Below are 20,367 nucleotides of genomic sequence, written 5' to 3' on the forward strand. Positions count from 1 at the left end.
GGAATTATCAGGGTCAATAGCGCCCCGATAATTCCAAATATTTTCAATTGAACTTTTCTATTACTTATATAGCTTGTTGATATCACCTTGAACAATCATTGCGGCTACCATTGGGAACAAGAAACCAAGAACTAACAATAATGTTGACTGGTCTTTTTCCCTTTCGCCAGTTCTTTCATAAACTTTAGGCAAACCTTCTTTTCCTGCTAAATAGTAGAAATATAAATTTACCGGCATACAGCATCCTGAAAAAATGGCAATAGGTTGAGAAATAACTTCTTTCCCAGCTACAGCATTAAGTACTTGCGCTACTTTAATATTCCAATAAATCAAATACAGCCCACAGGTAATAAATCCTAAAAGCAAAACTACTATCGGGTCAACCCTAAATTCAGGGATAATACCATAGTTTTCTGGTCTTTCTAATTCCATTTTTATTTTTGTTTTTGATGTTTATAATTGCTAAAATTAACAAAAATATCGGATAGACAATTGCTTTATGTTAATTTTATATTCTTATCACAAAAATACTTTGTCTATAGGCTCCCACAATTCAATCTTATTCCCTTCAATATCAACAATCCACCCAAATTTCCCATAGTCGTAGCTTTCCATTTCTCCTACAACCTGTACGCCTTCTCTTGTTAATGAAACCAACAGTTCTTCCAGGTTTTCTACCCTGAAATTCTGCATGAATTGTTTTTCTGAAGGACTAAAATAATTGGTATCGCTTTTAAACGGCGACCATTGGGTAGCACAATCATATCCTTCCTTATCTTTCCACCAGAATGTACAGCCATAGTCGTCTGTATTTAATCCTAGATGTTTTTTATACCAATCTCTCAACGCTTTCGGGTCTTCTGATTTAAAGAAAAAGCCGCCTATTCCAGTAACACGGTTTGGCACTTTTTCCTCTGCATTTTTACCAAAATACAATTCTTTGATTTTATCTACGATGGTCTGCGCTAATTTCTCATGGCTTTCAAAAGTCCATCCTGCAATATGCGGCGACAATATGACTTTGTCTGACTCTAAAAGGTATTGGAAAGCTTCCGGAATTTTATCTTCTTCAAACAGGGTTTCAAAAGACAGTTTTTCATATTCCAACACATCCAATCCGGCACCTAAAACTTTGCCCGTTTCTAAAGCCTGAACCAAATCAGCAGTTACTACATTTTTACCTCTTGATGTATTGATTAGCCAGAACGGTTTTGCAAAAGCATTGATATAGTCAGCATTCACCAGCTTGTCCGTTTCCGGAGTCCACGGAATGTGCAGGCTCAATACATCTGATTTTTGTTGAAGTTCTTCTAACGACACTTGTTTTGCATTGACATCGCCTACATTGTCAAGAATATCATAGCACAATACCTGAACATCAAATCCACGCAGTTTTTTGGCAAATGATTTTCCCATATTGCCATATCCTATGATTCCTACGGTTTTGCCATCCAGTTCATGTCCACGGTTTTTTTCACGATTCCAATGTCCGGAACGAATTTCCCTGTCGGCTTGGTTCAGCTTATTGAAAAGTGATAACAGCATTCCCAAAGCATGTTCTCCCACAGCGTTTCGGTTGCCTTCCGGAGCAGCAATCAGGCTTATGTTTTTAGCAATCGCATAGTCGCAATCAATACTTTCAAGACCAGCACCTACTCTGGCAATAAATTGCAGGTTGGTTGCTTTATCTAAAAAGGTTTTGTCGATTTTAAAACGGCTGCGAATCACAATTCCGTTATAGTCCTGAATTTTGGCTTCTATTTCTTCTTTTGAAGATTTGAAATCTTCGTGGTTAGTGAAACCGGCTTCTTGTAACTGACTTAGCAATAAAGGATAATTGCTGTCAATGTGTAGTATTTTAATTTCTTTAGGCACCATTCTTCGATAGAATTTTTACGGTTAAATAATGCGCAATCCTATACCGAAGCAATTTTGCTTTAAAAGCCGAGGATAAGCTTTGCGATAGAAAAATAGATTAATATTCCGCAGATGTCATTGCTGGTCGTAATAAAAGGCCCTGTTGCCAAAGCCGGATCTATTCCAAATTTATTCAGCAAAAGAGGAACAAATGTCCCGATAAGCGATGCTATGATGATTACGGAAATCAATGCGCTGGTCACGATAACTCCGATGATAAGTTCTACGTTCAATAAGAAATGGCTCCCTAAAAACAATATCGAAGCCAGAATGACTCCGTTCAAAAGACTTAAGGAAATCTCTTTTATCAATCGGCTAAAAAGCGAACCGCTCAATGTATTGTTTGCAAGACCTTGTACAATGATTGCAGAAGATTGGACACCTACGTTTCCTGCCATCGCAGCAATCAGCGGCGTAAAGAAAAACAGGTTACCGTGTTCTGTCATTGCTCCTTCAAAAAGCCCAAGAACCCGTACAGATACAAAACCTCCTAAAAGTGCCAGGACAAGCCATGGCAAACGTGCTTTTGTGAGTTCCAAAATGCTGTCATCTGCCTCAACATCCTGAGAGATACCCGCCGCTAACTGGTAATCTTTGTCGGCTTCGTCCTTGATAACGTCTACGATATCATCAATCGTAATCCTTCCCACCAGTCTTCCAAGTTCATCTACAACAGGAATGGCTTCCAGGTCATACTTCTGCATGATACGGGCTACTTCTACATCTTCTGTATCGACACGTACGTAATCTACTTTTGGGATATATACTTCACTGATTGGAGTTTTAGTAGAAGTCGTCAAAAGGTCTTTTAGCGAAAGTCTTCCTTTCAGCCTGTTTTCGTCATCGACCACATAAATAGAGTGCACTCTGGAAACATTTTCCGCCTGTATTCTCATTTCTTTCACGCAGGTCAATACGTTCCAGTTTTCGTTTACTTTTACGAGCTCTTTTCCCATAAGACCTCCGGCAGTATCTTCGTCATAACGCAAAAGATCAACAATGTCTTTTGCGTGCTCAACGTCAATAAGCTCAGAGATTACCTCATTCTTGATATCGGTAGAAAGTTCAGCGATAATGTCGGCTGCGTCATCCGTATCCAACTCGTCAAGCTCTTCTGCAATTTCTTTTGGAGAAAGCCTGCTTAGGATATTTTCACGAAGGTCGTCTTCCAGTTCAAGAAGAATCTCGGCTGTTTTTTCGCTATCAAGAATTTTGAAAATATAAGTTGCCTCGTCAAAATCCAATTCATCAAGGATTTCGGCAATATCAGCATGGTGCATATCGTTAAGCAAGGCTTCCAGTTGCTGGTCTTTTTTGCTCAAGATTAATTCTTCAATCTGAAGAATTAGCTCCTTACTGATTTTAAATTGCATCGGCTTCTATTTTTTGGGTTATTGCTATAAATTGCTGTACATCCAGCTGTTCCGGACGGAGGTCAAAGATAGTATCTTCTCTTAAACTTTCCGAAAGATTTAGGGATTTTAAGCTGTTACGCAATGTTTTTCTTCGCTGTTGGAAACCAGTTTTCACAACTGTAAAAAATAACTTTTCATTACACGGTAGTGCAAAATTTTCTTTTCTTTTGAGTCGTAGCACTCCTGATTTCACTTTAGGCGGCGGATTGAATACATTCTCATGTACGGTAAAAAGATACTCCGCATCATAAAATGCCTGTACCAACACCGACAATATGCCGTATGTTTTACTACCTTTCTTTTCACAGATTCTTTCGGCCACTTCTTTCTGGAACATTCCCGAAAATTCTGCCACCTGGCTTCGCAATTCCAAAGCCCTGAAAACAATCTGGGAAGATATGTTATATGGAAAGTTACCAATGATAGCGAACTGTTTCCCTTCAAAGGTTTTATTGATGTCATATTTCAGAAAATCCTGCGAGATGATATGATTGTGAAGCTTTGGATAGTTCGCATTCAAATAATCTACCGATTCCGTATCGATTTCAATGACATAGGTGTTTACCGGTTTTTCAAGCAGGTATTTTGTCAATACGCCCATCCCCGGTCCAATTTCCAAAACATTATCGTAGCCTTCAAAATGGAGCGTATCTGCGATTTTCTTTGCTATGTTTTCGTCCGTAAGGAAATGCTGTCCAAGATGTTTCTTGGCTTTTACTTTATCCATTTTGATTTAAGATTTATGATCTTTGATTTGTGATTTTGGATTTTAGACGTTGGATTTGTGATTTATGATTTGTGATTTTAGACTATAAACTGCCTATCTTCTTCCAACTATCGACTATCCTCTATCAACCATCAACTATTAAGATTTGTGGTCACTGATGAATTCCAATTCTGTTCTAAAGGCAAGCATCTTGTCGCCAAATAATCTGTGGCCTTCTTCTCTAAATCCGGGTGCGTCTTCCAGATAGTAACTGTCCAGATTTTCTCTGGAATCAGCCCAATATTGAACCGAATAAGTCGTACCACCCATTTCTTCTTCAACCAATACTTTTACAAGACGTGCCGAAGAGAATTTTCCTGTTGCCAGAATTTCCGGAATATGTTTCTGCTGCATCCAGCGAAGCCATTCGTCATGTACAGATTCGTGAATATTTATGGTTACGTTATATATTATCATTTTTTTAATTTTTAGATTTTTAGACTTCATCTGGTGAAGCGGTCTTATTTGAAAAATTCGTAATTCGTAATTCGTAATTCGTAATTCGTAATTATATAATTATAAATTCGTATCGCCTCGCAACTGCCTGAATTTTTTCCTCGCTTCTACAAAATAAATACTGTCTTCGTGATTGAATAAGATCTGTTCATAAAGCGCTTTGGCTTTATCTGTATCTTTTAGTTTCTTATTGTAAATCTCTGCCGAAAAATAAAGCGCTTCGTCAATATAGATTCCGTCTTTATGGTTATCGATTATAGCCTGATATTGCGTCAGAGCAGAATTAAAATCACCCAATTTCTCATAGGTTTCTCCAATTCGCAACAGTGTTTCATCTTCGATTTCCTGGCCTTTGTATTCTTTCAATATCGACTGGAATTGTTCCAATGCTTCTTTATTCTTATTCTGATACAATAAGTAATCACCTCTGGCAAATTTCTTCAATCCAACCTGAGTTGAATCTGCTACGGTATTGTCATTGATTAAAAGAAATAATTCTAAAGCATCGTTTGCTATCAGCTGAGTCGAAGCCGCCTTTAATTCTTTAAATTGCTTGAGTGCCCATTCAAAATCAGTCTTGAAGTAGCTTGTTTTTGCAGCTTTCAAACTGGCTTCATGCCCTACAGCATCATTTTTCAAATCTTCTTCAATCTGAGAATAATAGATTAGGGCCTGGTTGAATTTTTCTTCATAAAGCAAAATGTCGGCCAATTCCATCTTTGCATCTGCTGTCTGGTATTTATTCAAAGGCAATTCTAACGTACGTTTTAATATGGCCTTTCCTTCTTCCGGATTTTTAAGGTTGAAAGTAGCAAAGTGAGCCTGTAATATCTGCAAGGATAAAGTGTATGGGCTTATTCCGTATTTTTTCACCAATAGATCCAGTTCGCTTTTGATTGCAGGATATTCTTTTTCAGGTGCTCTTTTGATTCTCGCTTCCATTAAAAAATAATGTGCCCTGATTTGCAAATCCAAATCTTGTGTGTTTTCCAAAACAAACGCAAAAATCTCCCTTGCTGTTTCTTCTTCATTTTCTTCCATAACCAATTCAGCCAGGTTTACGATATTCGAAAAAGATTCAGGATCACGTCTGTAAATTGCTTTTTCCTGGATAAATGCTTTGGAATAATCTTTTTGCTGTACAAAAAACCAACTTAAAAACTGGTTCCAGAATATATCCTGATTTTTTTGGGCACGCAACAATAATGCCTTTCGCAACGCCGTATTGAATGTTTCTTCAGCTTCTTCTGTCATAAAACGTGAAAGCTGATTCTGAATCATGATAGTATTATTCTGGTTTGTATAGGCTTCTTCCAGAAAAGTATCAATCATGAGATCCATTTTGCCTTGCTGTCCGTAAATGACAGCCATCTGGTAATTAAACTTGAATTTTGGTTCTAGCTTTATGGCCAGCTTATAGGATTCTAAAGCATAGTCCAGCAATACTTTTTTCTCAAAAATATTGGCGATGGAATATACGTTGGATGGGTTTTCATTAATCTTGTCTACTGCCTGGTCGTAATATTTTTTAGCTTTTCCTGCCTCTTTCTTCAATTGGTAATTGTATCCAATCTCAACCAAAAGCGATGGCTGCTTGTATTTTTCATAACGTTCCTGAAGACGTTTTTCAGCCTGATCATATTGCTGCAACTGCTGATAGGATTCTATTATTTTCTGAAAGTAAAAGCTATTCCCCTGCTGATTTTTCAGCAATTCGTCAAAACTAATGATGGCTTTTTCAAATTCTCCTTTGTCAAAATAATTCAAAGCCAACTGTTCGTTTTGCGCAAAAGCAAACAGCGACACAAATAGGCTTAAGAGTAGGAAAATTTTTCTCATTGTAGTTTAATGCAAAAAAGGATATAACAATGTACTAATATAACAATTTTAAGGCTGAATTAGTACATTGCTACATTAAACTATTGGTTAATTTATGATATCGAATCCGGTGTATGGACGCAGCACTTCTGGAATCACAATACCTTCCGGTGTCTGATAATTTTCCAAAATACCTGCCAATACTCTTGGCAATGCCAATGAGCTTCCGTTTAGCGTATGTGCCAATTGGTTTTTACCGTCTTTATCTTTATAACGTAACTTCAATCGGTGAGACTGGAAAGTTTCGAAGTTAGATACCGAACTGATTTCCAACCAACGGTCTTGTGCTGTTGAAAACACTTCAAAATCATAGGTCATAGCAGACGCAAAGCCCATATCACCTCCACAAAGACGAAGAATTCTGTATGGAAGTTTTAATTCGTTCAATAGGGTTCTTACGTGTTCTACCATACCTTCTAAAGCTTCGTATGATTTTTCCGGATGTTCAACTCTTACGATTTCTACCTTATCAAATTGGTGTAAACGGTTCAATCCACGTACGTGAGCACCATACGAACCTGCTTCTCTTCTAAAACAAGGCGTATAGGCCGTTGCCAGAATTGGAAGTTCGTTTTCATGCAAAAGAACGTCACGGAACAAATTCGTTACCGGAACTTCAGCTGTTGGGATCAAATAAAGATTATCCGTCGCATCATGATACATCTGTCCTTCTTTGTCAGGAAGTTGTCCTGTTCCATAAGCTGATGCTTCATTCACAAAATGCGGTACCTGAAATTCCTGGTAACCCGCTGCTGTGTTTTTATCTAAAAAGTAGGTAATTAAGGCACGTTGCAATTTGGCTCCTTTTCCTTTATAGACAGGAAATCCTGCACCTGTTATTTTATTTCCTAATTCAAAATCTATGATGTCGTATTTTTTTACCAATTCCCAGTGAGGCAAAGCTTCTCCATGCAAGTCCGGAATAGCACCTTCTTGCAAAACAGTTACGTTGTCTTCTGGAGTCTTTCCTTCCGGAACAATATCCGCAGGAAGATTTGGCAGCAAATACAATTGTTCTGTCAGCTCGTTTGTGTATTCATCAAGCTTTTCAGCCAATTCCTTGCTTTTTTCTTTTAGCGAAGTTGTTTTGGTTTTTAGCAATTCTGCTTTTGCCTTCTCGCCGCTTTTCATCAACTCACCAATGTCTTTGGATAGCTTATTCGATTCCGACAAAATATTGTCCATTTCAGCCTGTGTCGCTCTTCTTTTTTCATCAAGCTGCACGGCTAGTTCAACAATACTTTTGGCATCCATGTTTCTTTTTGCCAAAGCTTTGAGGACTTTCTCCTGGTTTTCTCTAATAAATGCTATCTGTAACATTGTCTAATTTTTATAAGGAAGCAAATTTAAGGAAAAAAGGTTGACAGTTGCAAAGTTAACGGCTAACATAGTGTAAAGTTTTAAATGCGGTCTCAACTGTAATAAATTAACATCTTGTGTGTTATTTATTAATTACATTTGGGAAATTTTTCCCGATTATGAAAAAAATATACCTGCTATTCGCTTTAGTTCTGTCAAGCGTTAGCTTTGCTCAGAATTCATCTTCTCAAAACAACCAAATAGCTGAAGCAGAACGAAAATCAGCGGTAAAAAAAATCAACTTCAGGAATAATCCGAATACCGAAAATTATGATGTGACCTATCATAGGCTCCGATTTGAGGTAAACCCGAGTATTTATTACATCAAAGGCAATGTGACTACTTATTACAAGGCAAAATCAAATATGAGCACTATAACTTTTGATCTTGCGGACGAATTGGAAGTGAGCTCGGTAAAACAAAGAAATACATCACTTAGTTTTACACAAAACGGCACAAATGAGTTGGTTATTACCCTGCCTGCCGTACAAAACACTAATGTATTGGATTCGTTGACAATTGTATATGAAGGAGCTCCTCCTGCCGATAGTGACGGATTCAACACTTATACACATGCCGGAAATCCAGGACTTTATACGCTTTCTGAACCTTTTGGGGCCAGAGACTGGTGGCCGTGCAAACAAGACTTGAATGACAAGATTGAAAAATTGGATGTATTTATAAAAACAGGATCACAATATGTGAGCGTTGCCAACGGACTTCAAATCAGTGCCGTCAACAATGGTGATGGTACAAAAACTACACATTTTCACCACAACTATCCTATTCCGGCCTATCTTATAGCTATTGGTGTTACTAACTATACAATATTCACACAACAGGCAGGAACTGCACCACATACTTTTCCGATTGTAAATTATATCTATCCGGAAAGTCAGGCAGCTACCCAAAACGCCCTGGCTGTAACCGTGCCTATTATGGATCTGTTTGAACAGCTGTTTGAGACCTATCCTTTTTCTAATGAAAAATACGGACATGCACAGTGTTCACTAGGTGGCGGAATGGAACACACTACGGTTTCGTTTATGGGTAGTTTTGGCAGAGACCTGATTGCTCATGAATTAGCCCACCAATGGTTTGGAGATAAAATTACTTGCGGCAGTTGGAAAGACATTTGGCTAAACGAAGGTTTTGCAAGCTATCTGGCCGGTCTTGTTATTGAGAATATGGATGGCGCTACCGACTTTAATTCCTGGAAAAGCAGTTTGATTGATAACATCACTTCCCAAGTTGGCGGAGCTGTTTATCTGTCGGATACTGAAGCCTTAGATGCCGGAAGAATTTTTAGCAGCAGGTTAACCTATGACAAAGGTGCTATGGTGGTGCATATGCTTCGCTTTAAATTGGGCGACGCTAACTTTTTCCAAGGCGTCAAAAACTACCTCGCTGACCCGAATCTGGCTTATGGCTATGCTATAACCGAGAATCTGAAAACACATTTGGAAACCGCTTCCGGATTGGATCTGGACGAATTTTTTAATGATTGGGTATACGGGCAAGGTTATCCGAGATATACCATAACGGCGAGAAACTTTTCTCAGGGCGTAGCTCGTTTTACAGTAAGCCAGACACAGTCTCATGCATCCGTTTCCTTTTTTGAAATGCCAGTTCCGGTACGAGTAACCGGCGCCGGAGGCCAATCATTGGATTTGATTTTGGACAACACAACCAATAACCAGACTATCGACAAAAATGTACCGTTTGTGATTACAGGCATTACTTTTAATCCAAAAAGCGATATCATAGCAAGAAACAGTACTGCTACATTAGGTAATGGAAGTTTTGTTTTGGATGAAAACGTAAAGCTGTATCCTAATCCAGCTTCCCATTCTTTGCAATTGCAGCTCCCAGATAATGTTGTACTTGAAAAAGCCATATTCTATAATGCATTAGGACAGATTATCAAAGAAACAACTTCTCAGACTTCATGGGATGTTTCCGCATTGCCAGTGGGTGTAAACTTTGTAAAAATAATTACAGATGCTGGCACAAAACAGATGAAGTTTATCAAAGCTTAGTTTCTAAAACATATAACAAAAAGGGCTTCCAAATGGAAGCCCTTTTGCATTAAAAAAGTTTCTTTATTGTATTGCTTTGATACGGCTTGCCATTATAGCGATCATTACTCCGAAGATTCCGATAAAAGCAAAAGAAAATTGCAGTCCGGCAGCTTCGGCAATAAAACCGATAACTGGTGGCCCCATCAGGAAACCAAGAAAACTTACACTGGAAACAATGGTCAATGCTTCACCTGGAGCTACTGTCGTATTTTTTCCTGCAATGCTGTATACTGTTGGCACTATAGTCGAAACACCCAAGCCTACCAGCATGAATGCTAAGGTAGACGGAACAAGATACGGCAAAAAGACCGATGTAAACAATCCGATTGAAATTAACAGACCGCTAATCTGCAACACTCTTTTTCTTCCGTATTTATAGATGAGTCGGTCGCCTAAAAATCTTCCACTGGCCATCATAATCATAAATGAGGTATATCCTAAAATCACCAATGGACCAGGCGCTTTCACGATTTCCTTGAAATAAACACCACTCCAGTCAAACATAACGCCTTCGCTTGCCATACAGCAAAAACCAATAATACCCAGCCAAATCAAAACGCCATCCGGTTTGGTGAAAAATTTCTTTTTCTTCTCTGAAGATTTTTTCTCTTTGGCTTTGATAAGGTATTTATAATTGGCTGCCATCAGTATAAAAACAATTATGGCCGCAATCACAAAATGTTCAAAAGGCGAAAGTTTTAAAGCCAGCATCGCAATTCCTATTAAAGCTCCGGAAAAACCAGCCGTACTCCAGGCACCGTGAAACGAAGACATGATAGTCCTTTTAAAAAGTCCTTCGGTGTAGACTCCTTGTGTGTTTACGGCAATATTGCTCAAGTTTCCAAAAATCCCAAACAGGAACAGTCCGGCAGAAAGTTGCCACGGCTTTGCTGCAAGTCCAAGATTGGTAAGTGCAAGAGCATAGAATGCCAATGAAAGAACCAGGATTCTATGGCTACCGTATTTTGTGACGAGTTTTCCCGAAAAAGGCATGACTATTAGCTGTCCGAATGGCAATGCAAAAAGGATGGAGCCTAAATCGCTCTCGCTCAAATGGAGCGAAGCTTTGATATCCGGAATACGGCTTGCCCAGGTGGCAAAGCACAAGCCCATCGCAAAATAAAAAAGGGAAACTGCCCAGCGTATCCGCTTTAAATAAGATTCCTTGGCATGTTTATAGCCTTTGAGTTTTGGGCGGGTATTGAAGGTGTTGATAAATCTGAATTCCATCAAATAATTAACAAGTTTGTTTGTTGTGAATTGTTTTTATAATTGCCATGCGCTGGCTTTGTCTAAAAAGCGGATAGCTTCTGCATCCAGATTTAGTTCCGGCGCCTGGATGATGCTTCCCAATTGGCTTTTACTGGTAGCACTCACGATTGGAGCCGTAACCGATGGTCTTTGGATAAGCCATGCCAGTGACACTGCTGCGGGAGTTGCTTTGTATTGGTTTGAAATTTCATCGAGAGCAGCCAGAATTTTCAAACCTCTTTCGTCAAAATATTTGTCCATATCTCCACCTCTTGGGCTTTTTCCCAAATCTTCTTTTGTTCTGTATTTTCCGGTCAAAAATCCGCTTTCAAGCGAATAATAGGTAATTACACCTAAACCGTTTTCCAGGGCCAGTGATTCATATTGGGTTTCATATTTTTCACGGGCATACAGGTTATAATGTGGCTGTAAGGTTTCATAACGTGGCAATCCTTTTGCTGCGCTTGCTTGTAAAGAGGCTAGAATGCGTTCCGGCGACATATTTGACGTTCCAATCCAACGGATTTTGCCATCTTTTTGCAATTGGGCATAGGCTTCCAATGTTTCTTCTACCGGAGTTTCTACATCATCAAAATGCGTTTGGTATAAATCCAGATAATCCGTCTTAAGGCGTTGTAGTGAATCTTCTATGGCTTTGAGTATGTATTGTTTTTTGAGTCCTTTTTTGCCATCGCCCATATCAGAACCTACTTTGGTTGTCAGGACAATATCGTGGCGGTTTTTCTTTTCTTTCATCCACTTGCCAATGATTCGTTCTGATTCGCCACCTACATTTCCGGGTGCCCAGCGTGAATATACATCGGCCGTGTCAATAAAATTAAAGCCTACTTCGGTAAAACCGTCTAAAATTTCAAAGGATTTCTTTTCGTCAAGAGTCCACCCAAAAACGTTTCCTCCAAACGCCACAGGATAAATATGCAGGTCTGTATTGCCTAATTGTCTTTTTTCCATGATTGTAAAAGTTTAGTATAGTTAGCAAGATGCCGGTAATGGCATGAGGCAGGAATAAAGCGAAATCAACACCGATTCCGTTTAAAAAGTAAAATTACTGTACATCACCTAAACTAAAAATTCCGATTTCAAAGATTAACAAACATTTAAAATATTGAAAAATGAATAATCCCACCGTAAGTAAATAGAAAACACTATTTTTGTTCGCAATTATTGAATCTAAAATTAAAAAATGGAAATAGTTATTAAGCTCTCTCAGTTTTTGTTGAGTTTATCATTGCTGATTGTGCTACATGAGTTGGGGCACTTCATCCCGGCCAAATTATTTAAGACACGAGTTGAAAAATTCTATCTTTTCTTTGATGTAAAATTCTCGCTGGTCAAGAAAAAAATCGGTGAAACGGTTTACGGAATCGGATGGCTACCATTAGGCGGTTATGTGAAGATTGCAGGTATGATTGACGAAAGCATGGACAAGGAGCAGATGGCTCTTCCACCTCAACCTTGGGAATTCCGTTCCAAGCCGGCTTGGCAGCGTCTTATTATTATGTTAGGTGGTGTTACAGTCAATTTTGTTCTGGCAATCATTATCTACATAGGTATGGCTTATGTGTATGGCAATACGTATATCTCGAATTCTGAACTAAAAGACGGCATCTGGGTTTCCAGTCCTCTTGGAGAAAAAATCGGATTCAAGACCGGAGATAAGATCATTGCTGTTGATGGCAAAAAAGTAGAAAAATTCGACGATGTACAATACAATGTCAATTTTGCTAAAACGGCTACTATCGAAAGAAATGGCGCCGTAGAAGAAATCAAGCTTCCGGTAGACTTGCTGTCTAAAATTGTGGAAGAAGACAGACGCTATCTGAAACTGCGTGTCCCTTTTACTGTAGGTAATATTGCAGAAGATTCACCAAATATAAATACGCTTAAAAAAGGAGATATCATCTTAAGCATCAACGGCAAGAAAATGAGATATGCTGATGAAATATTAGCTTTCAATGAAGCCAATGCCGGCAAGACATTTGACGCAGTTGTTTTCAGAGATGAAAAAGAAGAGCCTATAAAAGTAACCGTTAACAAGGATGGTAAACTGGGTGTAATGCAAGGTGGTCTTAAACCTGAAAACCTTGAAAAATTGGGCTACTATAAAATCAGCCGTGAGACTTTCTCCTTTGCAGAATCATTCCCTGCGGGTATTCAAAGAAGCAAAGACGAACTGGGTCGTTATTTTACACAGCTAAAAGCCATTGTTAACCCGGATACAGGTGCTTACAAAGGCGTAGGAGGCTTCTATGCGATCTTTAATGTTTTTCCGAGTGTTTGGAGCTGGGAATACTTTTGGACGATTACAGCTTTCCTATCGATCATGCTAGGTGTAATGAACCTTTTACCGATTCCAGCACTAGATGGTGGACATGTTATGTTTTTATTGTTTGAAATCATCACAAGAAAGAAACCGAGCGAAAAATTCCTAGAGCGCGCGCAAGTTGTTGGTTTCTTTATACTTATAGGACTGGTACTCTTTGCCAACGGCAATGACATTTATAAAGCCATCATGAAATAGAAAAAAAATTGAAAAATTTCTTCAATTTTATTTGCAAGAAATAAATTTCGCCTTATATTTGCACCGCTTTAAAAGGCAATACGCCTTCCTCCTTAGCTCAGTTGGTTAGAGCATCTGACTGTTAATCAGAGGGTCCTTGGTTCGAGCCCAAGAGGGGGAGCAGAAAAAATCCTGATAGAAATATCAGGATTTTTTGTTTTTATACTCTTCGATAATTTTCCTTACCAACTTCAGGTATTCACCTCTACTAAAAACCTTCACTTAGACTCTAGTTTACATCTTTGTAATCAAAACTTAACCTTTTCATTTTTTAACCAATTTTTTCTTCATAATTTTTGATTCCCTTTTTCTATATCTTTATAACTAACTTAACTTCAAAAACTACATTATGAAAAAAAACATTCTCTTTTGTACTGTATTTCTAGCTTCTTTTTTAGGGTTTGCCCGAAGCCCATTACCAACAACCAGCATGGTTGTAGATGGGAAATCTGAAACTACGGATGTAACTCCTTCTACAGAATTAACTGTAATCTACCTAAGTGATTATGCCTCCTTAGAAAGTGCCATTGATTTTTTAAACTCCTCTACTACTTTCCATACATTGGTTATAGACAAGAGCATCACTTTGGTTAGCGACAAAACAGTTAGCGAAAAGAAAGCTCTTAAATTCTTGAAAGGAAACATAATAACAATCCCCAACTCAAAAACCCTTTTTATTAATAGCTCAATCGATGCGGGAATTTATCAAATATTCAATTGTTTAGGAACGGGTAAAACAGATGGATTTCCTCAAATTGACCAAACTTATCCTCAATGGTGGCAAACCCATGATGAGAATCCACAAGCAGATTGGTCAGATTCAATCCAGAGAGCTGTAAATTTTTATCCTAAGGTTTATTTTCCTGCCAGGGTTCAGAATAGCACTTCTTATAGCGTTGGATATCCTGTTTTTAAAACCGTTTATCTTGATTTAAATAAAAGAAATTTAAATCATGATAGGACCAGTTACCATCTTTATAGCTCAGGCGGCATTCATCTTGAAACTGCTGGCAGCAGCCCAGAATTTACAGGCTTTGTATTCAAATGTATTAACATTCCTCAATATGGATTTGATAAAGCCATAATATTTGAAAATCTTATTTTCTATTGCACAAATGGCCTTGAATTCGTTGGAGGCTCAATTAATAACACTCCACCTTACAATGCTGTTGACAACTTTGGAGATGAATATTATGCAATAACAAAAGTCAAAATAATAAACTGCAACTTTATCGGTAAGACAACAGCCGCTGGTAATAATGATACCGGAATTGCACTCTCGTTTAAGAAAGCTTATGACTGTGAAATTGCAAATAATAAGATAGAAAATTTTAATATCGGAATTAAATTAGAGGGATCAGACCTAAATACCATTAGCAATAACCGATTTATAGGCTTTTGGAAATATGCAATCTTGGATTTAAGTAGAATACACGATCCGCAAGGCTTGAACTTTCAGATTGGTTCTCAAAATTTAATTTTCCATAACGATATTTTAGATTACAGAGGACCTGCAGAAAAAGGTGCTTTTATAAAAAGTAATTCGCATCACATAATCATCAGGGATAATTTTCTTGAAAACAATCCTTTTTACGGACCTGATCTCGTAAGAGCATTTATTGACTGTACCAATGCAGATTTGACCAATCTGAATGTACCACTTGTAGTAGATATTACAGGCAATCGTATAAGTGAAGGAGCACAATATTCGTATCTAATAAATGAAGATTTTAAAAGTTTAAACTTAATTGAAGCACCGCTTTCTTTACCATCAAATAGAATTGCAAAATCGAGTTTTGCGGTCAATTCCAATACATTTACTCCAACCCGCAACATCCCTATAACATTTGACCAATTGCCAAAAATCATCAATTTTAGTAATGCAACTTCTTTTAGGGAATGGCAATCCTTCAAAACTTCCAATATAATTGAAAATTCATTTGATGGTTCCATGATTATAAATCCGTCGAATATTTCTGATTTGGGAATGACTTTTAGCCAGACAACTCGATATAATCCGAAAGTCATAAAATTAAAAGGAGCTACAGAAAATTTTAGTCAAATACAAATAAGTCAAAAAATTACTGAAGAATCCAATGACACCAATGTATTGCCAAAAAAATTAAAAATCAAAATAGTTACACGCAATGGACGTGCCTCCGATGTTGAAGACTTTTATTTTACAATTTCCAAAGCTTTACGTCCATCCTCCGTTGAGTGGGGAGGAAGAGGTCGATATTTGAGCACCAATACATCAGACCCTAATTATAATAATTTCAATATTTATGAAATAATTCCACCTCTTTCATTCGATTCGAATTCAGATTATTTTATGTCAATAGATGCCAAATATGATTCTGAAGTAAAATCAATTATTATTGAACCTTTAGTAGATGTAATTCAAATCCAAGACGCTTCAGTTGCTGAGGGTGGATTGTTGGCTTTTCCAATCACACTTAGCAATCCGTTGCCAAACGATGTGACACTCACATTTGCTTATACTAACATTTCCGCAGCAGCAAACGATTATACCGTTCTGGCAAACAAAACAATAACTGCTGGCACAACATCCGATGTTATTAAAATACAAACTACTAATGATACAGCTGTTGAATCAGACGAAACTTTTAAATTGAGCATCGCCTCTGCGACTAATTTTACAGGAGACATTAGCGATACTGCAATTGGAACAATACTAAATAATGACTTCGCTCCTAAAACTGCAGAAAACAATGTAAAAGACATAACCAAAACCGAAGAATTGTACAAGATCAATATTGATGGTGAAATAAAAGTCTATCCAAATCCGGTTAAAGACATTCTTAATTTTGAAATTAAAAAAACTGATTCTTTAACCAACGTTGAAATATATGATGAGACAGGCAAATTCATAGACGATTTAACCAAGAAAATAAACAACAATTCTGTTGACATCTCTTCCCTACCTAACGGAAGCTATATCGTAAAAATCATAACGATAAATAATCAATCGGAGATTATTATAAAGAAATAAACTCTTATTAAGAACACTTTATAAAAAACTTAAATCAAAAAAATCCTGATATTTCTATCAGGATTTTTTTTATACAATATTCTCAATCTAACAGTTTTCAAACCAAACCAAAAACCCTAACCCTCATAAATATAAGGTATTTCAAAAACGACCTTAGCCCCCAAAACCTTCTCGTCTTTATCTTTTATCGTATCGGTCTGTACGACAAAATCCTGGTTTTTGGTATAGCTAATCAAGCGTTCCTTGGTAATAGTCATTGCCAGTGACTTGTGATTGCTTATGGCTTTCGGTGCATCAAATCCTTTTCCGTTATCGAAAATCTCGAAAAACAGCTTACTTTCTTTGAGGTAAAAGCGGATATCAATTTTGCCATTTTGGTCTTTATCTGCCAAACCATGTTTTATGGCATTTTCGATAAAGGGCTGTGTCAGCATCGGTGGCAAAAACAGGGATTCCTGATCAATTGCTTCATCAACAACAAGCGTAAAGCTGAATTTGTTGCTGTATAAAAGCTGTTGGATGGATAGGTAATTTTCCATCATGCCTACTTCTTCTTCTAACGAAATGTAGTTTTCATTTGAATTCTCCAGAATCTGTCGGGTCAGTACTGAAAATTTATTCAGATAGCTTATGGATTCTTCTTCTTTCTTTTCACGGATCAGCCCCTGGATGTTACTAATCGAATTAAAAATAAAATGGGGATTCATCTGAGTAATCAGCAGTTTTTGCTTTATCTGATTTTTCTCAAGTTTCGTAATTTCTTGCTTCTGCTTTGTATTTCTGTAATAAAAATAACCGCCAATCAGCAAAAAGAAAAGCACTCCGGAAAGTCCCATAAGCCAATTGTTTTTGACCTCAGCTTTCTTTTGAGCCGCCAACTTGTAATTTAATTCCTTTTTCTCGAAATCATATTTGAGAAGCTGCTGTTCCAGCTCATTCTTCGAGGCCTGAATCTGGCTGGAATCTACTATCTTCTCATGAAACTGATACATTTCAAGGGCTTTTTCAAAATTTTTGGTCGCTTTGCTGATATCATAAATAAGCTTTGCACCATAATCCTGAAGGTCAATGCTTCCTGTTTTTTTGCTTAACTGAAAGCCTTTATCTGCATACAACTCTGCTTTATTTAGGTCCCCTTTTTTGACATGCAAATCAGCCAGTCCATAATAAGCAGAGCTCAAGGCCGCATCGTTTGTGGCTTCTGCCAGTCCTTTTATAGAGAAGATCTCATTAAATATTTTTTCTGCTTCGTCCAACTTGCCGAGATGCATTTTTGCATTTCCTAATCGGGATAAAACAAGACCCGTAATGGTATAGTTTTTTATTTTTCTGGTTATCTGCAATGCCTTGTTGCAATACTCTATTGATTCTTCAAACTTCTTAAGGGATGAATAGGAATAGGCTATATTGGAGTAAGCTAGAGATTTAAGATAACTTGTATGGTCATTGGGCTCCTGTGCATACGAATCCTCATAAAAGCGAATTGCTTTTTGATTATAGCTTATTGCTTTTTGATGCTGCTTCTGCCCGATATAGATCTGTCCCAGACCAGAATAGGCATAAGCTAAATCATCTACGTAATATTCTTTGTCCTTTTCAAAATATTTGACAGCATCAAATATCAGCGGAATAGCCTTGTGATCCTGATTCATTCGGACATATAGCGCTGCTTTTACCAGCATATTTTTGTACATCTCATCATAATATTTTATCGACTTAAAAAGAGCTATACTTTTATCATGATACACCAATCCTTTTTCGCGTTCTTTTGTAAAAGAATATTCTGTTCCTACCGTAGAATAGTAACTTGCCAGCCATAATGTGTACTTCTCTTTAAGTTCGGGAGTATTGCTTTTTTTATAGTTTTCCAGAGCAATCTTACCCATCATGTTATTCAGAACATAATAATTCTTTTCTTGTTCCATATAATGATAATCCATAGCGTCACTAATAGCTCTCAATTTTGTCGTATCGTGGAGCTTGGGATTTCTTATTAGGATTTTTATCGAATCGATGACTCTGTCTTGCGAATAGGAAACAGAAAAAGTAAATAAAAGCAGTAGGAATAAAGCTGATTTTGTAATTCTAGACATGGGCCGAAATAGATATAGTCATTAATTAAAGTTTCAAATGTAACTAATTAATAAGAATGTTTTTAAGGCATGATATTAGGTTTGTTTTAAGCTTGCTTTTCATGCTAAATGGCAAAAAGTTTGAAAAATTTTATTTTATAGACTTTGCGGCTCTGCGCCTTTGCGAGAGGATATTTCTCGCAAAGGCGCAGAGCCGCAAAACAAAGCTTTTAAATCCGAAAAAGAAAAGTGCTTTTATCCAATCCAGAAGTATGAAACTGCCAATTGATTTTTAATACCTCATGTAAGGACTGTTTCAGCACTTCAAAATCATTTGGCTTTTTGATATAGATGTTTGCCCCACCCACAAAAGTCTTATGGATGTCATTTTCTGCACTCGAGGTAGAATAGATCGCAATAGAAAGGTCCTTAAATTTGGAATGTCGACGTATTTCAGAAAGACAATCATCATATTTGCTACACAGCATATTCAAGTCTAAAAACAAAATATGAGGTCGTTTTTTATCGTGTGCGTCATGCAGATAATCCAGCAACTCGTCTCCATTGCTAAAAAGACTCAGTTCTACATCCAAACCCAGTTCTTCGATAGCGTCCCGAAACAATTCACGATCTTCCAGATCATCGTCTGCAAGCGCAATATGCATTTTCTCAGCTTTTTCCATAGAGAACCTTATTTTTAGTTAGTATGTGCATTTTTTTTACGTTCATTGATAATTTTCTTGAATACCGAAGGGGAAAGTCCGGTTACTTTTTTAAACTGTCCGGAAAGATGTGCAACACTACTGTAACTTAACAGACAGGAAACTTCTGTTAGCGATAATTCCTGTAGCAGAAGTTTTTTGGCTCGCTCAATTTTTTGCAATATGATATAATTTTCAATTGAGCTATGCGTGTACTCTGAAAAAACAGCAGAAATATAATTGTAGTTCATCTGTAACCTTTCTGCCAGATAACAAGAGATTTTAGAAGTAGGGAGTTTATCCCGTCCTACCATTTCAATAATTGTATTTTTAATCCTTTGTATAAGCTGTCCCTTTTGATCGTTCAACACGTCAATACCATAACGCTGCAGGTTATTTCTTAAGGTAAGAAAAAGAGCCATTGGTACATTTTTCTGAATTATTACCTCGCCCAGTTCCTGTGTTTCATAGGCGATGCCCAGCTCTTCCAACTGTTCTTGCAATATTACCTGACAGGCCCTATTCACATCGTATTTGATGTAAGTTTTCTTCATGATCCTTCTAGTTTATGGTTATCATAAATATAGCAAATAAACAATCTACCGAGAAGAATTTTAGCAATCAATTAGCAAAGGTTCAAGATTTTGTAAAAATTTTAAAACATAAAACTTTATAAAAACTTCTAGAGTTTTAATAAATCATGATTTGTTTTTTATTTTTGTGTCATGGCCTCGTAGTTCAATGGATAGAATGGGAGTTTCCTAAACTTTTGATGCAGGTTCGATCCCCGCCGAGGCTACTACACCCTAATCTGTTCAAACAACAAATTAGGGTTTTTTATTTTGAAAAATACCGCATAAACATACTCTTTGTATAT

The 20,367-nt window shown here is 37.3% G+C and carries 14 protein-coding genes, 2 tRNA genes and 1 pseudogene; 5 read left to right on the forward strand and 12 right to left on the reverse strand.

Features of this window, described 5'->3' with window-relative positions; translation table 11 throughout:
- Positions 1–60: 60 nt before the first annotated feature.
- The 7 genes and pseudogenes from FJA49_RS11045 to serS all read right to left on the reverse strand — a co-directional run bounded on the left by FJA49_RS11045 (position 61) and on the right by serS (position 7,752).
- Complete coding sequence (locus FJA49_RS11045) at positions 61–432, reverse strand: DUF4234 domain-containing protein (protein WP_140000976.1); 372 nt, start codon at positions 430–432, stop codon at positions 61–63.
- 480 nt (positions 433–912) lie between these two features.
- Positions 913–1,878, reverse strand: a pseudogene (locus FJA49_RS11050) (2-hydroxyacid dehydrogenase); the annotation flags it as partial.
- A 59-nt stretch (positions 1,879–1,937) separates the two neighbouring features.
- Positions 1,938–3,290, reverse strand: a complete 1,353-nt coding sequence (mgtE, locus tag FJA49_RS11055) for a magnesium transporter (RefSeq protein ID WP_140000977.1) — start codon at positions 3,288–3,290, stop codon at positions 1,938–1,940.
- The gene (gene rsmA / locus FJA49_RS11060) at positions 3,280–4,059 is read right to left on the reverse strand and encodes a 16S rRNA (adenine(1518)-N(6)/adenine(1519)-N(6))-dimethyltransferase RsmA (RefSeq protein ID WP_140000978.1); all 780 of its coding nucleotides are present in this window, start codon (positions 4,057–4,059) and stop codon (positions 3,280–3,282) included. Before rsmA ends, mgtE begins: the two co-directional genes overlap by 11 nt.
- A gap of 138 nt (positions 4,060–4,197) precedes the next feature.
- A complete protein-coding gene (locus FJA49_RS11065; RefSeq protein WP_140000979.1) occupies positions 4,198–4,515 on the reverse strand; it encodes a DUF4286 family protein in 318 nt (105 codons plus the stop codon).
- Between the two features lie 99 nt (positions 4,516–4,614).
- Positions 4,615–6,393: a tetratricopeptide repeat protein gene (locus FJA49_RS11070; protein ID WP_140000980.1), complete on the reverse strand. Its 1,779-nt coding sequence runs from the start codon at positions 6,391–6,393 to the stop codon at positions 4,615–4,617.
- A gap of 87 nt (positions 6,394–6,480) precedes the next feature.
- Positions 6,481–7,752: a serine--tRNA ligase gene (serS, locus tag FJA49_RS11075; RefSeq protein WP_140000981.1), complete on the reverse strand. Its 1,272-nt coding sequence runs from the start codon at positions 7,750–7,752 to the stop codon at positions 6,481–6,483.
- Positions 7,753–7,910: 158 nt separating this feature from the next.
- Here serS and FJA49_RS11080 point away from each other — a divergent pair, with 158 nt between their 5' ends.
- Positions 7,911–9,830 (forward strand): M1 family aminopeptidase, encoded by a 1,920-nt coding sequence (locus FJA49_RS11080; protein ID WP_140000982.1) that lies wholly within the window; start codon positions 7,911–7,913, stop codon positions 9,828–9,830.
- Between the two features lie 63 nt (positions 9,831–9,893).
- Here the strand turns inward: FJA49_RS11080 and FJA49_RS11085 are convergent, their stop codons facing one another.
- A complete protein-coding gene (locus tag FJA49_RS11085; RefSeq protein ID WP_140000983.1) occupies positions 9,894–11,102 on the reverse strand; it encodes an MFS transporter in 1,209 nt (402 codons plus the stop codon).
- 36 nt (positions 11,103–11,138) lie between these two features.
- Entirely contained in the window at positions 11,139–12,095 is a 957-nt protein-coding gene (locus FJA49_RS11090; protein WP_140000984.1) for an aldo/keto reductase, read from the reverse strand.
- 232 nt (positions 12,096–12,327) lie between these two features.
- On the opposite strand from FJA49_RS11090, the gene rseP reads away from it, so the two are divergent.
- From rseP to FJA49_RS11105, 3 genes are all read left to right on the forward strand, one after another.
- Complete coding sequence (rseP, locus tag FJA49_RS11095) at positions 12,328–13,665, forward strand: RIP metalloprotease RseP (protein ID WP_140000985.1); 1,338 nt, start codon at positions 12,328–12,330, stop codon at positions 13,663–13,665.
- Positions 13,666–13,751: 86 nt separating this feature from the next.
- Positions 13,752–13,825: transfer RNA gene (locus tag FJA49_RS11100), tRNA-Asn, on the forward strand.
- 228 nt (positions 13,826–14,053) lie between these two features.
- Positions 14,054–16,717: a T9SS type A sorting domain-containing protein gene (locus FJA49_RS11105; protein ID WP_140000986.1), complete on the forward strand. Its 2,664-nt coding sequence runs from the start codon at positions 14,054–14,056 to the stop codon at positions 16,715–16,717.
- Positions 16,718–16,833: 116 nt separating this feature from the next.
- On the opposite strand, the gene FJA49_RS11110 is transcribed toward FJA49_RS11105, so the two are convergent.
- The 3 genes from FJA49_RS11110 to FJA49_RS11120 form a co-directional block, all read right to left on the reverse strand.
- Positions 16,834–18,810 carry a tetratricopeptide repeat-containing sensor histidine kinase gene (locus tag FJA49_RS11110; protein WP_140000987.1) on the reverse strand — a complete coding sequence of 659 codons (1,977 nt, stop codon included), beginning with the start codon at positions 18,808–18,810 and terminating at the stop codon, positions 16,834–16,836.
- Positions 18,811–19,019: 209 nt separating this feature from the next.
- Positions 19,020–19,472, reverse strand: coding sequence for a response regulator (locus FJA49_RS11115; protein WP_140000988.1), 453 nt, complete (start codon positions 19,470–19,472; stop codon positions 19,020–19,022).
- Between the two features lie 14 nt (positions 19,473–19,486).
- The gene (locus tag FJA49_RS11120; RefSeq protein ID WP_140000989.1) at positions 19,487–20,044 is read right to left on the reverse strand and encodes a helix-turn-helix domain-containing protein; all 558 of its coding nucleotides are present in this window, start codon (positions 20,042–20,044) and stop codon (positions 19,487–19,489) included.
- A gap of 173 nt (positions 20,045–20,217) precedes the next feature.
- On the opposite strand from FJA49_RS11120, the gene FJA49_RS11125 reads away from it, so the two are divergent.
- A tRNA-Arg gene (locus FJA49_RS11125) sits at positions 20,218–20,289 on the forward strand.
- Positions 20,290–20,367: the final 78 nt, after the last annotated feature.

Origin of the sequence: Flavobacterium microcysteis (genome assembly GCF_006385255.1) — a bacterium.
Taxonomy (GTDB): domain Bacteria; phylum Bacteroidota; class Bacteroidia; order Flavobacteriales; family Flavobacteriaceae; genus Flavobacterium; species Flavobacterium microcysteis.